Here is a 16,668-nt window from a genome sequence, read left to right on the forward strand (position 1 = left end):
CCCCGGTGCAGTCGGAGATCGAATAACGGGCGCCTGAGCTGGGATGATACTGCTCCCTCGGTCCGGGCCCGGATCACCGACGCCGACGGCAGGCGGATCGGAACGACCCTCGAGCGCTCCCAGGAAGCTCCCAGAAAACGGCAACCGAACGGCCGTTCCATGCCGTCTCCGCTGGCCAACCGCCCTGAGAAGGGCAGTTGGCGACCGGACGGCCGCCCCGTCCTGCGGCTGCGTGCCTACCGGAAGCCGAGGTGCTCGTCGGCGCCGACCAGCTCACCGCTGGCGGCCCACAGGCCGGCGGCGACGGCCGGGTCGGCCATGTGAGCGGGGACGGGCTCACGCCGTGGTGTGCCGCGCAGGCCGAAGACCCTCGGCCCCCACAGCTGCCCTCCCTGCACCTCCGGGTCGAGGACGGCACGGACGACGGGCCATGCCCCGGCGTCCTTGCCCTGCACCAGGAGCCCGGCGGGCAGGCCGCGCAGCCGCTCGCCGGGGGTAGTCACGCGCACCGGCGGGCGGGACGGGGTGAGGGAGTCCAGTGCGCCGCCGGGGTGGGCCACCACGCTGAGCACGGTGCTGCCGCCGGCGCGCAGACGGCGGTCGAGTTCGAAGCCGAAGCACATCTGCGCCAGCTTCGACCGGCCGTAGGTGCGCTTGGGCCGGTAGTCCCGGGTCGACTGCAGATCGCCCAGGTCCAGTCGCTCTGACCTTGCCGCGAAGCTTCCCACCGTCACGATGCGGCCCCTCGGCGCCGCGGACAGCAGGGGGGCCAGCCACTGGGTGAGCGCGAAGTGGCCGAGGTGGTTGGTGGCGAACATCAGCTCATGGCCGTCCGCGGTCTCTCGACGCGGCGGGTCGTCGAGCGCGACCCCCGCGTTGTGGACCACCGCGTCGAGGTGATCGAGGTCCAGCCTGTCCACGGCGGCCTTCAGGGACGACAGGTCGGCGAGGTCCAGCCGAAGGTGGCGCACGTGCGCGCCGGTGACGCGCGAGCGGATCGAGGCCATGGCGGCCTCGGCCTTCGCGGCGTCCCGGCTGCCGAGCACGACGACGGCGCCGGTCGCGGCGAGCTGCTCCGCGACGAAGTAGCCGATCCCGGCATTACCGCCGGTGACCAGGACGGTCCTGCCCTCGGCGGACGGCAGGCGGTGAACATTCCACGGTCGGCCCTGGGATGAGGAAGACACGGTGACCGACTCCTTGTACTCGGGGGGCTGCGTGCTCACGGCGAGCACCAGCCCGCCCAAGGTCGCACCCCCCACCGGCATACGGTCGGCATACGGCCGACATGCCGCCGACATGCCGCCGACAGATCACCGTCACCGCCGACAGGCTTCCGACCACCTGGGGGCACGGTCTCCGCAGACGGTGTGCTGGAGAGGGCCCGTGCCGACGGGGCCGACACCTCACGCCGCGTGCTGCGTGCCGCGTGCCGCCCGTGTCTGCCGGCTCGGGCCGGGGGGTCACGCCGGTTCGAGCCGGTTAAGGCCGGTCCGAGCCGGGTTCACCGTTGGAGGACGCGCCGCAGCCAGTGGGTGCGGGCGTCGTGGGCGTCCTGGGTGAGGGCCGCGTTCGGGGCGATGGTGTCGAAACCGTGGCAGGCGCCGGGCCACACGTGCAGTTCGGCTTCGCCGCCCGCCTGCCAGATCGCGTTGGCGTAGCCGACGGCCTCGTCCCGGAAGGTCTCGGCGGACCCCACGTCGACGTACGCCGGGGGCAGCCGGGACAGGTCGGTGGCCCGGGCCGGGGCCGCGTACGGCGAAAGGTCGGCGGCGCCGTACCGGTCGCCGAGCAGGGCCTGCCAGGCGGTGGCGTTGGAGGTGCGGTCCCAGGTGTCGTGGCCGGCCATCTGGTGGCTGGAGAAGGTGTCGCCGCGGTCGTCGAGCATCGGGCTCAGCAGCAGCTGGCCGACCGGCGACGGACCGCCGCGGTCGCGGGCCAGCAGGGCCAGGGCCGCGGCGAGCCCGCCCCCGGCGCTCTTGCCGCCGATGATCACGCGCCGCGGGTCCACGCCCAGTACGTCCGCGTGCTCGGCCGCCCAGGCGAGTCCGGCGTAGCAGTCCTCGACGGCCCCGGGGAAGCGGGTGCGCGGCGCCAGCCGGTACTCGACGGACACGACCGCCAGCCCCAGTGGCAGCGCCCACGCGCGCAGCAGCCGAGGCAGGACGGACCACGCGTTGCCCGTCACCATCCCGCCGCCGTGCAGGTAGTACAGCAGCGGCAGCGCCTGGCGAACCCCGGCGGGCCGCGCGCTGACGAGCGTGACGTCGCTGCCGTCGGCCCGCGGCACCCGCAGCTCCTCCACCTCGAACCGGCCCCCATCGCGCAACCGGTCGAGCGTCGGGCGGGGCCGGGCGGCGACGTCCCGCTCCTGCCACGCCGTCAGGCGCTCCGGGGTGAGCACCTCCCGCGCCCGCTCACCAGCGGCCGCCACCGCCGCCCGCACCTGCCGGTCAAGAGGGGGCACGCGCCGACCCCCCGGCTCACCCGCCACCAGTACCCCCTCGCCGAGGGGCACCCGGCAGCGCCCCGACCGGCACAGCCTGCCAGCCCCACCCGCGCCGCCCCGCAGCGCCCCCGGCCGGGGAGGTCCCCCGAGCGCCGACGGATGGCTCGACTTCACCGCGGGACCGCGGGGACCGCGGGCCGGCGGGCACGACCGGTCCGCTCGACGAGTGGCCGTGGCCGGCACGTTCACCGGGCGCGCGGGCCGTCAGCGATGGCCCAGCACGTTGACCACCCGTCCGCTGGGGTCGCGGACGAAGAATCGCCGTACGCCCCATTCCTCGTCCTGCAAGGGGTGGATGATCTCCGCACCGCTCTCCCGCATGACCGCGTAGGCCGCATCCACGTCGTCCACCTCGACGCTCATGTCGGGGGCGACGGGCGCGGTCTTGTCACTGGTCATGACGCTGATCTGCGCGGCCGGGCTGGACGGGGAGGCGAGGGTCATGATCCAGCCGTGGTTCATGACCTCCTCGAAGCCCAGGAGGCCGTAGAACTCCCGGCTCTCCTGCGCGGCCTCGGAGCGGATGTTGGGCACGACACGGCGAACGGCCATCGACGACTCCAAACGGGGAACGAACCTGACGTTGTCTCCCCAGGAGTACTACGGCGCGCCCGCCGCCGGCCACCCACTCCGGCGGGGACGCGTCGAGGACGATCACAGATCGGACGGCCCGTTGGCCGGCCCGTCCGACCGGATCGTCGGCCTCAGTGGTACCAGGCCGTGTCGTTGCTCTGGCTGCCGTTGGAGATCGCCATGGCCACCGCGTGGACGACGCTGTCGTGGTAGAACTGGCCCGTGTCACCGCTCCCGCCAGGCCCGAAGGAGATGGTCTGGGAGCTCATCGCATGGGTTTGGTCGTTCCGATCGAAGATGGTCAGCCAGCAGGTGGTGGTGTACGAGTCCAGGTGGCCGTAGGCCCAGTTGGCCGCGAGGTTCAGATGGCCGATGCAGCCCGGAACCGAGATGCTGACCGAACCGGTCGTGCCGGCGTGGGCGGTTCCCGACATGCCGACAATACTGATGCCGGCCAGCGAGGCGGCAGCGATCATTGCTCCGATACGACGACGCATGGTTCCTCCGTGGTTCGTTGGCCCCGGGGCACTGGAACGGTGGACAACAGCGACCTCTGGCATGGGGCGCCCCCTGTCGTTGTCCGCACAGCAGTCTGCCCGTGCACCGGCAGGTCGAGGAACGACGTTGGCCGGACGTTTCCCTGACGCTTCGTCCGGTGCGCGGCCCGTGCCAGGCCGACCTCCCTGCCGACCCGCCTACCGCTGGGTGAGCGCCCGGGCGACCAGTGGCTCCGGGGCGTCAGCGGTGGCGTCCACGCGTACGTCACCGCTGACGCGAACCCGGGCTTCAGGGCACCGAGATGGGGCTGCCCGTCATCTGGTACCACGCCGACCTTTGGTACCTCGCCGACCTTCTCGGACGCTCCGACGCCCTGGGCTGCCGCCCGCGCGGCACCCGGCGTGGCAGGTCGGCTCTCGGCCGACGTGGTACCTCCGGGATCAGGCGCCCCAGCCGTAGGCGTCCTGGGTGGAGAGCTCCCGCCAGACCTTCGGTTCGATCTGCGTCGTTACTCCTGCGGCTTCGAACATCGGCCGGATCTCGGAGTCCTGCTCCTGGAAGAACGACTCGAAGCTCTGCCGGTCGGGCCACTCGTCCAACACCATCAGGCGGCTACCGTCCTCGGTGCCGTAGAAGCGGTGGGCGATGAGCCCATGACGCTTCGCCGCTTCGAGGACCCCGTGGAAGGTCTTCCTGTTGTCCTGGGCGTACTGCTCCAACGCCTTCGGATCGCCGGCGACCTCCAACGTCAGGATCACGGACATGGCTCCTCCTCTGCAGTCACGGACATGTACGGAGATATTGGCAACAAATGCTCCACAACCGGGGCAAACACGCTGCACCGCCTGCGCTCGGCCGGGCGAAACCCCCTTGACCAATGGTCAAGAGTCGTTGACCATTACTCGCATGCCTACCGATGATCTTCCCGAGACGTTCCACGTCACCACGGACGAGCAGCTACGCGCCGTCTCCAATCTCACGCGTCACCGGATCATGGCCGTGCTCCGCTTCGAGCCCGCGACGATCACGCAGATCGCCGAGCGGGTGGGCCTCGCGAAGGGGAGTTCCAGCTACCACGTACGACTGCTCGAACGGGCCGGCCTGGTGAAGGTGGTGCGAACCCGGAAGGTCCGGGGGGTCACCGAGCGGTACTACGCCATGGCCGCGCGGTCGATCGAGCTGCCGGATCCGGGCGAGGGAGGGCCCGACGTGCTGATGCGGCATGCGGTGGCGGACCTCGAGGCGTCGCCGGCCGACGGCGAGCGCCACGTACGGATGGCGCATCTGCGGCTCACCGAGGAGCAGTTCGCCGAGCTGGGGGCGCGACTGCAGGCGCTGGCGGACGAGTACCGGGAGCTGTCCGATCCGTCGCTGCCGGACGCGTCACTCGTCTTCGCACTCTTCCACCCGGCACAGCGCGCGCAGGCCGAAGGGGACGCCAAGTGACCTACGACGTCAAGAAGTTGCCGACCGGGTTCGGACGGCTGTGGACCGCTCAGACGGTGTCCTCGCTCGGTGACGGGGTGTCGCATGCCGCGCTGCCGCTGCTCGCGCTGACGTTGACGCGGGATCCGATGGCACTCGCCGTCGTCACGGCCGCCGGAACGCTGCCGTGGCTGCTCTTCGGGGTGCTCGGCGGTGCGCTGGTGGACCGCTGGGACCGTCGGCGCACGATGTGGGTCACGGACGCGGCGCGTGCGGTGCTGCTTGCGATACCGGCGGCAGCGGCCGCGCTCGACGTGCTGAGCATTCCGCTGCTCGCGGCCGTCGCCTTCCTGCTCGGCCTCGGCGGACTCTTCTTCGACACGGCCGCCACGGCCTATCTGCCGGATCTGCTCGGCCGCGACACCGCGCTCCTGGAGCGCGCCAACTCCCGCCTGCGTGGCGCCCAGACCGCCGCGTCCGGCTTCGCGGGGCCGCCCGCGGGCAGTGCCCTGCTCGCGCTCGGGCGGGCGCTTCCGCTGCTCGCCGACGCGGTGTCGTTCGCGCTCTCCGCGGTGCTCGTACGGTCGCTGCCTGCCGCACCCCGGCCCGTACCGCAGGCCCGTGAGTCGCTGCTGCGGCAGGCCCGGGCCGGCGCGTCGTACGTCTTCCGGGATCGGTTGCTGCTGGGGCTCGCGCTGCGTCCGGCGGTCGGGAACATCGCCTTCCTCGCCGTGGAGACCGTACTCGCCCTCTTCGCGCACGATCGTCTCGGCGTCGGCACCTTCGGCTTCGGCCTGCTCCTCACGGCGGAGGCCACCGGCGGTCTGCTCGGCGCGGGCATCGCCTCCTTCCTCGGCCGACGGCTCGGCACCGGCGCCGCACTGACCTGCACGGCCGCCGTCGAGGGACTCGCCATCCTGGGCTTTGCCGCCGCCCCGAACCCGTACGTCGCCGGCCTCGCGCTCGCCGTCTGCGGAGCGGGCATGGGCGCCACGATGGTGCTCGGCCCCTCCCTCCGGCAGACGATCGTCCCCGCCCACCTGATGGGCCGGGTCGCCTCCACCTCCCGCATGCTCGGCATGTGCGCCGCCCCCTTCGGCGCCTTCCTCGGCGGCTGGCTGGCCACCACCTACGACGTACGCACCCCGCTCTACGCCGCCGCCGGCCTCCTCCTCACCATGACCGCCGTCACGTCGACCATGACGAGCAACCGCCGGGTCGAGGCGGCGCTGCGTGCCGCCGCCCCGGTCGATGGTCCGGATCAGCAGGAATCCCGGGTTCCCGTTCACGCGGGCGCCAAGTGAGGTCCTGACCGGGCCGGCGTCGCGTACGGCGAAGGCCTGGTAGGTGAGGGTCAGTGGGCTGACGTCCGGGTTAAGGAGGTGTTCCTGGGTCCTGCCGTGCACGGCGTGGGCGTTCCACGGGAGCCGGTCAGCGGTGCTTCGGGTCCTCGGGTCCGTGGTGCCGGGAGAACTGCTCCCGAGCCGGACGCCAATGCGATCGAATCTGCTCCACCAGGCTCTCCCACTCGCGCAGGACCTCGTCGTGGGGAGGGCGCTGCCCCCGACGGATCCGGCCGAGCTCGTCGCCGACCTCCCGTCCGAGGGCCGCCGATCCGACGACGACCAGCATGACGGTGAAGAGCGCCGAGATCATCGCGACGACAGCGCCCACCGGGCCGTAGCGAGTGGTGTAGGAATCGAAGAGGTGCGGCAGATAGACGGTCGCGCCGACCGAGTAGGCCGATGTCAGGACCGCCCCGACGACGGCGAACGGGAGCAGCTCCCGCCAGGCGATCCGCTGTGCGGAGAGGAGCCGGCCGCTCCAGAGGAAGAAACCTGCCGTCAGCGGCGCCTGGCACAGAGACACTGTCAGTTCGAGGCGCCCACGACCGAGCTCGACGCGCAGCCAGCCGGTGACGACCAGGTACGCCAGGAGGACGAGAACCCACCGCAAGCCGTTCGGTGTGTTGCGCACGCTGAGCGGCTTGAGCTGCCAGGTCTGTTCGAACAACCGCTGCGCGGACCGGGTGAAGCTCAACACGGAGATCACCAGGAAGAGAGTCCCGAGGACGCCCTCGCCGGCGGTCGCGTCGGTGGCCGACGAGAAGAGCTGTCTGACCGCCTCGGCTCCACCGCTGGTGAGGCCGTACCGACTGATGATCGGGTTCGCGACGTCCTGGTGTCCGACGAGGCCGAGGAGGGCGCTGGTGAGCATCGCGAGCGGGACCAGCGCCGCCAATGCCCCGGAAGCCAGCGCCATCGACCGGTCGAAGCCGACGATTCGCTGGAAGCGGTTGACGACGCGCAGCGTGAAAGCCGGACGGAACCAGAACGTCAGCGTCTTGGTGAGGCGCTCGTGGTTGATGTGTGCCGTGCCGCTCTCCTCGGGTATCGGAGCTCCGCAACGACGCGAGCCTAGCGCGACCGCCCTGCCCGGGAAGGTTCCGACGCGGACGCGGGTGCGAACGGCCTTCGGTCCGGGCGGGGAGGCTGAGACCGGCCCCGACCGCTGTCGCTTCCAGGGCCGTCAGGCGCAGACGGCGCCGGACGCCTGCCAGTTGGAGGGGTCGACCATGGTGGCGGGGACGGTGGTCTCGCGCGGGAGCGCCTTGTCGTCCTTCAGCCGGTCGACCATCTGTTGGACGGCGAGCGCGCCGACCTGGGAGCCCTTGAGGAGGAGCGCGGCCCGCATCGCGGCGGGCTTGCCGGTCAGCCAGTCCTTGCAGGCGAGGTAGGCCCCGATGCCGACGCCGATGACGTTGTCCGGTCCGAAGCCCGCCTCACTCAGGGCCTGGATGCCGCCCTCGGTGTCCTCGTCGTTGCAGCCCCAGACCACCCAGTGCTTGACGCCGGGTTTGGAGGTGAGGGCGTAGGCGGTTCGGCGGCGGGCGTCCTCGACGGTGTTGGCCGCCCACACCTTCGCGGTCTTCAGCGCCGCACCGCCGTGGACGGAGAACGCGTCCACCGCCGCGTTCATGCGGTCCCGGCAGACCGGGATGTCGCTGTTCCCGATCGACAGCGTCCAGGTGTCGGCGGCCTTCCAGCCGGCCTTGGTGTATTCGCCGGCCGCGCGTTCACCCACCGCGGCGCCCATGGTGGCGCCGTTGAAGCCGACCCGGGGCACCAGTCCGTTGGCGAAACAGGCACCGGGATCGGTGTAGTCGGCGCAGATCTGGTCGTCGGCGGAGAGCAGGGGCAGGCCGGCCTGGCGGGTGAGGGCGACGAGTTCGGGGCCCACGGATGGGTCGGGCACGACGGCGATGAGGCCACCCGTCTTGTGGTCGATCGCCTTCTTGGCCTCCGTGAGCGAGCGGTCGCGGTCGTTGCCGACGTCCACGAGGGTCAGCTCGACGCCGAGCTCGCGGGCCTTGGCCTTGGCCCCGGCCGCCTCGTCGACGAAGTAGCCCTGGTCGCCCTGCTTCTGCAGGAAGGTGATGGAGATCGGGCCGTGGCCCGAGGTGCCCGGCCCTTCGCCCGAGCACCCGGTCAGCGCCAGGGCGAGAGCGGCCGCGCCGGCCGCGGCGGCGGGTGCCGGTCGGCGGGCTCGAGTGGAGCGCATGGCCTGGTTCCTTTGAACGGCGACCGTCCGGTGTGCGGCCGGCGGAGCGGATGAGTGCGAAGCGCAGGAGGGCAAGAGCGTAGGAGCGTGGGAGCGCAGAAGGGCAAGGCAGAGCGAATGTGACGGTTTGAACGTTCAAACCGATCAGAAGCCAACGTGTTCGAACGCAGAGCTGCTAGGAAACGCCACGTTCACCTGGCCGTCAAGATCTCGCGACGACGAGATGCAGGCCGATACCCGCTCGTTATCGCTCCTGGGAACGGCACTTGAGTCGGACCGGGGCGAGCCACTAGCCTGCGCCTGCCCCTGTTGAGGCCTGAGTGGCTTCCGTCGGCTCTCGACATTACTCAACACATCTCAACAGGCGATCGCTCTGGCACCCCCACTGCCCACCATCTTGGAGCACCCATGCGCCCACGCCTGCGCCCACGCCTGCGCTCATTCACCGCAGGGTCACCCCGCGCCATAGCCGGTGCGCTGCTGTCGCTCGCCCTGGCGACCTCGGGCCTCGGCGCCGTCGCGCTGACCACCGCCACCCCGGCCGCCGCCCTGGACAACGGCACCGCCCTCACCCCGCCGATGGGCTGGAACTCCTGGAACTCGCTCGGCACCAACGTGACCGAGCAGCAGGTCAAGCAGACCATCGACTTCATGTCCGCCAACGGCCTGGTGGCGGCCGGCTACGACACCGTCACGATCGACGACGGCTGGTCGCTGTGGCACCGCGACGGCCAGAGCACCGACCTCGTGCGGACCTCGTACGGTTCGATGCAGCTCTACGACGCGGCCGGGAACCCGGTCGCCGGCACCGACGGCACCGGCAACGACCCCACCTCCGGCCACCTGGTCCCGCGCGCGGACACCTTCCCCTCACAGACCGTCAACGGGCAGACCGTCAACGGCATCCAGTACCTGGCCTGGTACGCCCACAGCAAGAACATGAAGTTCGGGCTGTACGCCACCGACACCTACCTCACCTGCCAGATGCACCCCGGCAGCCTCGGCCACGAGACGACCGACGCGAACGACTTCGTCTCCTGGGGCGTCGACTTCGTCAAGTACGACGACTGCCCGTACGGCCCGCCGATCACCGGCCCGGACGGCCACAACTACGGCACCCAGGGCGAGGGCAAGGAACTCACCCAGTCCATGTACGCCCGGGTACAGACCTTCCAGCGGGCGCTCGACGCCGCCTCCGCCGCCCGGGGCAGGCCCAAGGTCGCCCTCAGCCTCTCCGCCCAGCCCGTCCACACCGGCGTCCCGTACCTGCTGAACGCCAACGACCCGGCCCGCACCGACCCGGTGGTCCAGGCCGCCGGCACCCCGCCGTACCAGTCCCCGGGCTATGCGCCGACCGGCGTCTGGTGCGGGCAGGTCGCCAACATGTGCCGGATCGGCGGCGACCGCGCCAGCGACCTGAGCGGCGTGCTGTACGGCGGGCAGCTGCAGACCGCGCTGCAGTACCCGGGCAACGTGCGCCCGGGCAGCTGGAACGACATGGACATGATGTTCGCCGGCTGGCAGGACGTCTACGGTTCGTGGGGCGTCACCGACACCTGTTCCTGTCACAAGCCGTTCACCGACGACGAGTCGCGCACGGAGGTGTCCGTCCTGTCGATGATGGCCTCGCCGCTCGTGTCCGGCGCGGACCTGCGCGCCGCGGCCGACTCGCAGCACACCGACGGCGGCACCACCTGGTCCACCGGCATCACCGCCGCCAGTCTGGCGATCATGAAGAACGCCGACGTCATCCGGATCGACCAGGACGCGCTCGCCAAGCCCGCCACCCTGGTCGGCGCCGCGCCGAACAGCAGCACCGGCCCGGTGGTCCTCAAGCGCCGACTCGCGGGCGGCGACACGGCCGTCCTGCTGGTGAACCAGGACCCGAACAACTGGCAGACGATCGGCAGCAGCCTCGCCTCGCTCGGCCTGACCGGCAACGGCTACACGTACAAGGAGCTGTGGACCGGCGCCACCGGCACGGTCGCCGCCGGCGGCACGGTCGGCGGCAACTGGGTCGCCCCGCACGGCGTCGCGATGTTCCGGCTCTCCCCCCAGGCCGCCACCGTGGCGGCGGCGGTGATCGGTGACGGCAAGTACCACGGGATCAGCGCGGGCGGCACCGGCGGCCAGGCCCTGGAGGTCCAGGGCACCTGCAGTGCCGCGGACGGTGCGATCGTCGACGTCAACACGTGGTGGAACACCCACACCTCGCAGCAGTGGAACTTCGCCGCGAACGCCGACGGCACGGTGCACATCACCGACAACTGCTCCACCGGCACGCAGGTCCACGGCACCCTCACCGCACCCGGCTCGGCCGGCGCGGCGGCATACGTGACCAACGGCTACGACCCGAACAACGCCCAGCAGAAGTGGCGGGTCGTCCAGAACACCGCCACCGGCGCGCTGACCGTCACCAACGTCGCCACCGGCCTGGTGCTGGACGCCCCCAACCCGGCGGCCACCTCCGCCGTGGTCACCGATCAGCCCAACTCCTCGGCGGCGCAGGGCTGGACGACCCTGTCCTGACCCGGCACCGCCGCCTTCCACCACCCCGTGGCCACGGGACCACCACCCGTCGGCATCGGGAGAAAGGCCGACGACCCGGACACGTATAGTCACACGTTCCACCACCAACAGACGCACCCGAAACGGTCGGGCCGTCGGGCCGTACCGCCCGCGGGCCGGCCGCGTCCGCGTGCGTACCTAGGAGTGCCACGTGACTGACAACGCACAGCTGCTGGCGCGGCAACGGCGCGCGATGATCCTCGACTGGCTCCGGCAGCGGGGCGGGGTGCGGGTGAACGAACTCACCCGTGAGTTCGGCGTCTCGGACATGACCATCCGCCGGGACCTGGACGCCCTGGCCCGCCAGGGGCTGCTGGACAAGGTGCACGGCGGCGCCGTCCCGGCCGGCGCCCCGAGCAGCCAGGAGCCGGGCTTCGAGGCGAAGTCGTCCTGGCAGCTCTCCGCCAAGGAGGCGATCGCCCGGGCCGCCGCGGAACTGGTCCGCCCCGGGATGGCCGTGGGCCTGGGCGCGGGCACGACCACGCACGCCGTCGCCCGGGAGCTGGCGTCGGTGGACGGGCTGACCGTGGTGACCAACTCCCTGCGGATCGCCGAGGTGTTCGAGCAGGCCGGCCCGGGGGCGGGGGCCGGGACCACCGTGCTGCGCACCGGCGGGATCCGCACGCCCTCCGACGCCCTGGTGGGCCCGCTCGCCGACCAGGCGATCCGCTCGCTGCACGTCAACGTGCTCTTCCTGGGTTGCCACGGCATCTCCGTCGAGGCCGGGCTGACGTCGCCCAACCTCGCCGAGGCGGAGACCAACCGGGTGTTCATCGGCTCCGCGCGCCGGGTGGTCGTGGTCGCCGACAACACCAAGTGGGACACCGTCGGCCTGGCCACCTTCGCCGCCCTGGACCAGGTCGACGTGCTGGTCACCGACGAGGGGCTGTCCGCCGAGCGCCGGACCGTCGTGGCCGAGCAGGTGGGCGAGGTGATCGTCGCAGAGTCAGTCAACTGACCCTCTGGTCACGGCAGTTGTTTCCTCGACTCCCGGTGGGGAGAGCGGGTGGGGCGCAGTCGCGCGGCTCCGGCGGATGCGGATAACGGGATCGTCTCGAATCGACGCGAGCGGGAACGAAGGTCTTGACGAACGCCCGACAGGGGAGTTTCCTGTGCGAGCACGTTTGATCAAGTTTGGTTCTGATCGATTGTGTTTGATTCAAGCGCTACCGGCTCCGCGGATGTTTCCCGCGGGCTCTTCCCTCACCCTTCTCTCCTTACCGGGAGTCTTCGCATGTTCATTCGTCGTGGTCGGGTTCTGTCCGTTGCCGTGCTGGGCTGTGTGTCCCTGGTAGCCGCGGTGGGCTGCTCGACGGGCCAGGAGTCGTCGTCGGGCGCGGGTGACACCGCGAAGGTCGAAGGCAAGGTGTCGCTGACGTACCTGCAGAAGCAGGGGGACCAGGAGTACTTCGTCGGCGAGGCGGCGGGCGCGAAGGCGAAGGCCGCGGAGCTCGGGGTGGACCTGAAGGTCGTGAACCTGGGCAACGACGCCAATAAGACGGTCAGCGAGGTGCAGTCGGCGATCGCCGGCAAGAGCAACGGGCTGATCGTGGTCGTGCCGGACCCGGCGGTGGGCCCGCAGGTCGTGCAGACCGCCAAGGACGCCAAGGTCGCCCTCCTCACCTCCGACGACCAGATCTGCGTCACCGGCCCGGCCCCGGGCGCCTGCGCGAAGAGCGATCTGGTCCCCCGGGTCGGGTTCAGCGGCGAGCAGATGGGCGGGGAGGTCGGCAAGCGGGCCGCCGCCGAGTTCAAGAAGGCCGGTTGGAACGCGGCCGACACCCGGATCATCTCCGCCTGGAAGCAGGACGTCACCGTGTGCGGCGACCGCGTCAAGGCCGCGAAGGCCGCATTCGCCCAGGCCGCGGGTGACGGCGTGAAGAACATCGACGTCGCCACCGACAACACCCCCACCGGCGCCCAGGACAAGACCGCCGCCACCCTCACCGCCAACCCCGGCGTGAAGCACTGGATCGTCTGGGGCTGCAACGACGAGAACGTCCAGGGGTCCGTCACCGCCCTGCAGAACGCCGGCGTCAGCCCCGACGACATCGCCGGCGTCGGCCTCGGCGCCTACCTCGCCTGCAAGGACTGGACCAGCGGCAAGCCCACCGGCATGAAGGCCGCACTCTTCATCAACGGCAAGGACGTCGGCGCACTGGCCGTCCAGACCATGTACGACAAGCTCAAGAACAACAAGGACTTCCCCGCCGAGGGCTTCGCCCCCACCACCATGGTCGACGCTGCCACGTGGCAGAACAGCGGCATGACCTGCAACTGACGGTGCCGCACCAGAACCGTCCGATTCGCACCTCCAGCGAGGCACACATGACCGCACCCGAATCCCCGCCCGGCGGCGGACCGTCCCCGCAGCCCGTCCTCGGCCTGGCCGCCGAGAACGTCGGCAAGGCCTTCGGCAGTGTCCGGGCACTGCACGGCGTCACCGTCGCCTTCCCGCCCGGGCAGGTCACCGCCCTGATGGGCGAGAACGGCGCCGGGAAGTCGACCCTGCTGCGCATCCTGAGTGGCGACCACCGCCCGACCGAGGGCCGGGTCCTGCTCGACGGCGTCCCCCTCGACCTCTCCTCGCCGACCGACGCGCGCCGCGCGGGCATCCGGATCATCCCGCAGGAGCCGGAGATCATCCCGCACGTGTCGGTCGCCGAGAACGTCTACGCCGGCAGCCTCCCCCGCCGGGCCGGCCGCCGCCTCGACCGCGCCGAACTGCGCCGCAGGATCACCGCCGACCTCGCCGCACTCGGCTTCGACCAGGTCCTCGACCCTGACCTGCTCGGATCCGAACTCACCGCCGCACAACGCCAGTTGGTCGAAATCATGCGAGCGCTCACCGGCGCCGTGCCGCCCCGGGCGATCGCCTTCGACGAACCCACCTCCTCCCTGTCCGAACACGAGGTGGAGGCGCTGTTCGCCCTGATCGGCCGGCTGCGCGACCAGGGCATCGCGATCGTCTACGTGTCGCACCGGATGAAGGAGATCTTCCGGCTCGCCGACCGGATCGCCGTCCTGCGCGACGGCACCCTCACCGGCGTCCTGCCCGCCGCCGAGACCGACGAGCGCGAGCTGGTCCGGCTGATGGTCGGCCGCGACCTGGCCGGCCTGTTCGTCCGCCAGGACGTCGCCACCGACCGGGTGGTGCTGGACGTCCGCGGCCTCACCACCGACGACGTGCGCGACGTCAGCCTCCAGGTCCGGGCCGGCGAGGTGGTCGCCCTCGCCGGGCTGATCGGCGCCGGCCGGTCCGAACTGGCCCTCGCCCTCGCGGGGGACGCGCCGATCCGCTCCGGCGAGATCATCCTCGGCGGTCGGCCGGTGCGCCTGCGCTCCCCCAAGGACGCGATCCGGGCCGGCCTCGGCCTGGCACCCGAGGAGCGCAAGGCCCAGGCACTGTTCCTGCACCGCGCCATCCGGGACAACACCTCCCTGGTCAGCCTCGACCGGCTGCGGCGCCGACGCTTCGTCAAGCGCGCCGCCGAGAAGCAGCTCGCCCAGGAGTACGCGGACCGGCTGCGGGTGCGCGCCCCCTCGATCGAGACCGAGGTCCGGACGCTCTCCGGCGGCAACCAGCAGAAGGTGGTGCTCGCCCGCTGGCTCGCCCGCCGCCCCGAGCTGCTGATCCTGGACGAACCGACCCGCGGCGTCGACATCGGCGCCAAGGCCGAGATCTACCAGATCATCGCCGACCTGGCCCGCGACGGCGTCGCCGTCCTGGTGATCTCCTCCGAGCTGCCCGAGGTCCTCGGCCTGGCCGACCGGATCCTCGTCATGCAGAACGGCCGGGTCACCGGCGAACTCGGCCGCGCCGAGGCCTCCGAGGAGGCCGTCCTCGCCCTGGCCATGACGGACGACCTCGCCACCGGCCCCCGTACCACCGACACCGACGCCACCACCGGAGTTGCCCGATGACCACCCCCTCCGCCACCGCCGACCAGCGGCCGCAGGCCCCGGCCGGGCCCGCGCGGCCGACCGGTCCGCGGGCGCTGCTCGACGTCGTCGGTGGCCAGAACCTCATCCTGCTGCTGGCCCTCGCGGCCGTGCTCGCCCTGTTCGGCTCGCTCAACATCAACTACCTGAGCTGGAACAACATCCAGGTGATCGCCGAGGCGGCGACCATCGCCGGGCTGCTCGCCGTGGTCCAGACGGTGGTGATCATCTGCGGCGGCCTGGACATCTCGGTGGGCTCCCAGGCCGGCCTCGCCTCCGTGGTGAGCGCGATGGTGTTCACCTCCACCGGCTCCAGCGCACTGCTCGGCATGGGCGCGGCCGTGCTGGTCGGCGCCGCCGTCGGCCTGCTCAACGGCGCCGTGATCATCTACGGCCGGGTCAACCCGACCATCGCCACCCTGGCCGGACTGGCCGCGTACAAGGGCGTCGCCCAGCTGATCTCCGACGGACGTGCCCAGGGCTACGTGCTCGGCGACCCGCTGTTCGTCTTCCTCAGCCGCGGCAAGATCGCCGGCCTGCCGACGATGGTGTGGATCCTCATCCTGATCGCCGCCGCCGTGCACGTCCTGCTCACCTACACCGACATCGGGCGCAACATCTACGCCCTCGGCGGCAACGACACCGCCGCGCGGCTGGCCGGCATCAACCTCAACAAGTACCTGCTCTCGGTGTACGCGCTCACCGGCATGGTCGCGGCCGTGGCCGGTGTCCTGCTCACCGCGCGCACCGGCTCCGGACAGCCCACCTCCGGCAGCGAGGGCCTGGAACTCCAGGCCATCACCGCCGCCGCCCTCGGCGGCTGCGCCCTCAAGGGCGGCAAGGGCGGGATCGGCGGCACCCTGCTGGCCGTCGCCCTGCTCGGAGCCCTGCAGAACGGCCTCACCGTCCAGGGCATCAACACCTTCTGGCAGAACGTCGCCCAGGGCCTGCTGCTGGTCGCCGCCGTGGTCATCCAGCAGCGGCGCGGCCGCGAGCGGGCGGTCGGCCTGCCGGCCTGACCCGCCCTCTCCCGAGCCCCCTGGAGGCCGCCTCCGCCCCCCACCGGAGGCGGCCTCCGCCATGGGCACCGCCGACCATCCTGGAAACGCCGACCTCCGTGACGTGCCGGAGGTCCCGGAAGGCAGAACAGTGAAGAAGACCACCACCAAGCTCGCGGACGGCCGCGAGCTGATCTACTACGACACCGACGAGTCCGTGGTCCGCGACGCCACCGACCTGCGGCCGCCGGAGGCCACCACCAGCCTCTCCGCGATCCGTCTCGATCCCGCCACCGGCGACTGGGTCACCATCGCCGCCCACCGCCAGGCCCGCACCCACCTCCCGCCCGCCGACGAGTGCCCGCTCTGCCCCTCCCGGCCGGACCGGTCGAGCGAGATCCCGGCCCTGGACTACGAGGCGGCGGTCTTCGAGAACCGCTTCCCGTCCCTCTCCTTCGACGCGGCCGCACACGTGCCCGCGGAGTCCGACCCGCTGCACACCGGCGGTCCCGGCGCCGGCCGCTGCGAGGTCGTCTGTTTCACCGCCGACCACGACGCCTCCTTCGCCGACCTCACCCCCGAGCGGGCCCGCCT

General features: G+C 71.5%; 14 protein-coding genes and 1 pseudogene. 8 read left to right on the forward strand and 7 right to left on the reverse strand.

The genetic code is table 11. From position 1 onward, the window contains the following. Positions 1-236 precede the first annotated feature (236 nt). The 5 genes from ACZ52J_RS33785 to ACZ52J_RS33805 all read right to left on the reverse strand — a co-directional run bounded on the left by ACZ52J_RS33785 (position 237) and on the right by ACZ52J_RS33805 (position 4,344). Positions 237-1,187: an SDR family NAD(P)-dependent oxidoreductase gene (locus ACZ52J_RS33785; protein ID WP_465624223.1), complete on the reverse strand. Its 951-nt coding sequence runs from the start codon at positions 1,185-1,187 to the stop codon at positions 237-239. A gap of 317 nt (positions 1,188-1,504) precedes the next feature. Beyond that, the gene (locus ACZ52J_RS33790) at positions 1,505-2,467 is read right to left on the reverse strand and encodes an alpha/beta hydrolase (protein ID WP_465624196.1); all 963 of its coding nucleotides are present in this window, start codon (positions 2,465-2,467) and stop codon (positions 1,505-1,507) included. Positions 2,468-2,713: 246 nt separating this feature from the next. Then, positions 2,714-3,061, reverse strand: coding sequence for a VOC family protein (locus ACZ52J_RS33795; RefSeq protein WP_384379104.1), 348 nt, complete (start codon positions 3,059-3,061; stop codon positions 2,714-2,716). A gap of 152 nt (positions 3,062-3,213) precedes the next feature. After that, positions 3,214-3,579: a hypothetical protein gene (locus ACZ52J_RS33800; RefSeq protein WP_465624198.1), complete on the reverse strand. Its 366-nt coding sequence runs from the start codon at positions 3,577-3,579 to the stop codon at positions 3,214-3,216. A gap of 441 nt (positions 3,580-4,020) precedes the next feature. Next, entirely contained in the window at positions 4,021-4,344 is a 324-nt protein-coding gene (locus ACZ52J_RS33805; protein WP_465624200.1) for a hypothetical protein, read from the reverse strand. Between the two features lie 142 nt (positions 4,345-4,486). Here ACZ52J_RS33805 and ACZ52J_RS33810 point away from each other — a divergent pair, with 142 nt between their 5' ends. Both ACZ52J_RS33810 and ACZ52J_RS33815 read left to right on the forward strand, forming a co-directional pair. After that, complete coding sequence (locus ACZ52J_RS33810; RefSeq protein ID WP_465624202.1) at positions 4,487-5,026, forward strand: ArsR/SmtB family transcription factor; 540 nt, start codon at positions 4,487-4,489, stop codon at positions 5,024-5,026. Beyond that, positions 5,023-6,309 carry an MFS transporter gene (locus ACZ52J_RS33815; RefSeq protein ID WP_465624204.1) on the forward strand — a complete coding sequence of 429 codons (1,287 nt, stop codon included), beginning with the start codon at positions 5,023-5,025 and terminating at the stop codon, positions 6,307-6,309. The genes ACZ52J_RS33810 and ACZ52J_RS33815 overlap by 4 nt, the downstream gene beginning before the upstream one ends. Before the next feature lie 127 nt (positions 6,310-6,436). Here the strand turns inward: ACZ52J_RS33815 and ACZ52J_RS33820 are convergent, their stop codons facing one another. Further along, complete coding sequence (locus ACZ52J_RS33820; RefSeq protein ID WP_465624206.1) at positions 6,437-7,267, reverse strand: YhjD/YihY/BrkB family envelope integrity protein; 831 nt, start codon at positions 7,265-7,267, stop codon at positions 6,437-6,439. A 267-nt stretch (positions 7,268-7,534) separates the two neighbouring features. After that, complete coding sequence (locus ACZ52J_RS33825) at positions 7,535-8,566, reverse strand: substrate-binding domain-containing protein (protein WP_465624208.1); 1,032 nt, start codon at positions 8,564-8,566, stop codon at positions 7,535-7,537. A 408-nt stretch (positions 8,567-8,974) separates the two neighbouring features. Between ACZ52J_RS33825 and ACZ52J_RS33830 the strand changes: the two genes are divergently transcribed. The 6 genes and pseudogenes from ACZ52J_RS33830 to ACZ52J_RS33855 form a co-directional block, all read left to right on the forward strand. Then, positions 8,975-11,095 carry an alpha-galactosidase gene (locus tag ACZ52J_RS33830; protein WP_465624210.1) on the forward strand — a complete coding sequence of 707 codons (2,121 nt, stop codon included), beginning with the start codon at positions 8,975-8,977 and terminating at the stop codon, positions 11,093-11,095. 190 nt (positions 11,096-11,285) lie between these two features. Next, complete coding sequence (locus ACZ52J_RS33835) at positions 11,286-12,092, forward strand: DeoR/GlpR family DNA-binding transcription regulator (protein WP_360503621.1); 807 nt, start codon at positions 11,286-11,288, stop codon at positions 12,090-12,092. A gap of 324 nt (positions 12,093-12,416) precedes the next feature. Next, complete coding sequence (locus tag ACZ52J_RS33840) at positions 12,417-13,415, forward strand: substrate-binding domain-containing protein (protein ID WP_465624212.1); 999 nt, start codon at positions 12,417-12,419, stop codon at positions 13,413-13,415. A gap of 47 nt (positions 13,416-13,462) precedes the next feature. Next, entirely contained in the window at positions 13,463-15,058 is a 1,596-nt protein-coding gene (locus ACZ52J_RS33845) for a sugar ABC transporter ATP-binding protein (RefSeq protein WP_465624214.1), read from the forward strand. Next, positions 15,055-16,095, forward strand: a complete 1,041-nt coding sequence (locus ACZ52J_RS33850) for an ABC transporter permease (protein WP_360503613.1) — start codon at positions 15,055-15,057, stop codon at positions 16,093-16,095. Before ACZ52J_RS33845 ends, ACZ52J_RS33850 begins: the two co-directional genes overlap by 4 nt. 130 nt (positions 16,096-16,225) lie before the next feature. After that, a pseudogene (locus tag ACZ52J_RS33855) lies at positions 16,226-16,668 on the forward strand (galactose-1-phosphate uridylyltransferase); the annotation flags it as partial.

This window comes from Kitasatospora sp. NPDC034035 (genome assembly GCF_055575755.1).

What these genes read in the sequence shown, in the direction of transcription:
- ACZ52J_RS33795 (WP_384379104.1), bottom strand. Translation starts at nt 3,061, where the DNA reads ATGGCCGTTCGCCGTGTCGTGCCCAACATCCGCTCCGAGGCCGCGCAG.
- ACZ52J_RS33800 (WP_465624198.1), bottom strand. Translation starts at nt 3,579, where the DNA reads ATGCGTCGTCGTATCGGAGCAATGATCGCTGCCGCCTCGCTGGCCGGC.
- ACZ52J_RS33805 (WP_465624200.1), bottom strand. Translation starts at nt 4,344, where the DNA reads ATGTCCGTGATCCTGACGTTGGAGGTCGCCGGCGATCCGAAGGCGTTG.
- ACZ52J_RS33810 (WP_465624202.1), top strand. Translation starts at nt 4,487, where the DNA reads ATGCCTACCGATGATCTTCCCGAGACGTTCCACGTCACCACGGACGAG.
- ACZ52J_RS33820 (WP_465624206.1), bottom strand. Translation starts at nt 7,267, where the DNA reads ATGGCGCTGGCTTCCGGGGCATTGGCGGCGCTGGTCCCGCTCGCGATG.
- ACZ52J_RS33825 (WP_465624208.1), bottom strand. Translation starts at nt 8,566, where the DNA reads ATGCGCTCCACTCGAGCCCGCCGACCGGCACCCGCCGCCGCGGCCGGC.
- ACZ52J_RS33830 (WP_465624210.1), top strand. Translation starts at nt 8,975, where the DNA reads ATGCGCCCACGCCTGCGCCCACGCCTGCGCTCATTCACCGCAGGGTCA.
- ACZ52J_RS33845 (WP_465624214.1), top strand. Translation starts at nt 13,463, where the DNA reads ATGACCGCACCCGAATCCCCGCCCGGCGGCGGACCGTCCCCGCAGCCC.
- ACZ52J_RS33850 (WP_360503613.1), top strand. Translation starts at nt 15,055, where the DNA reads ATGACCACCCCCTCCGCCACCGCCGACCAGCGGCCGCAGGCCCCGGCC.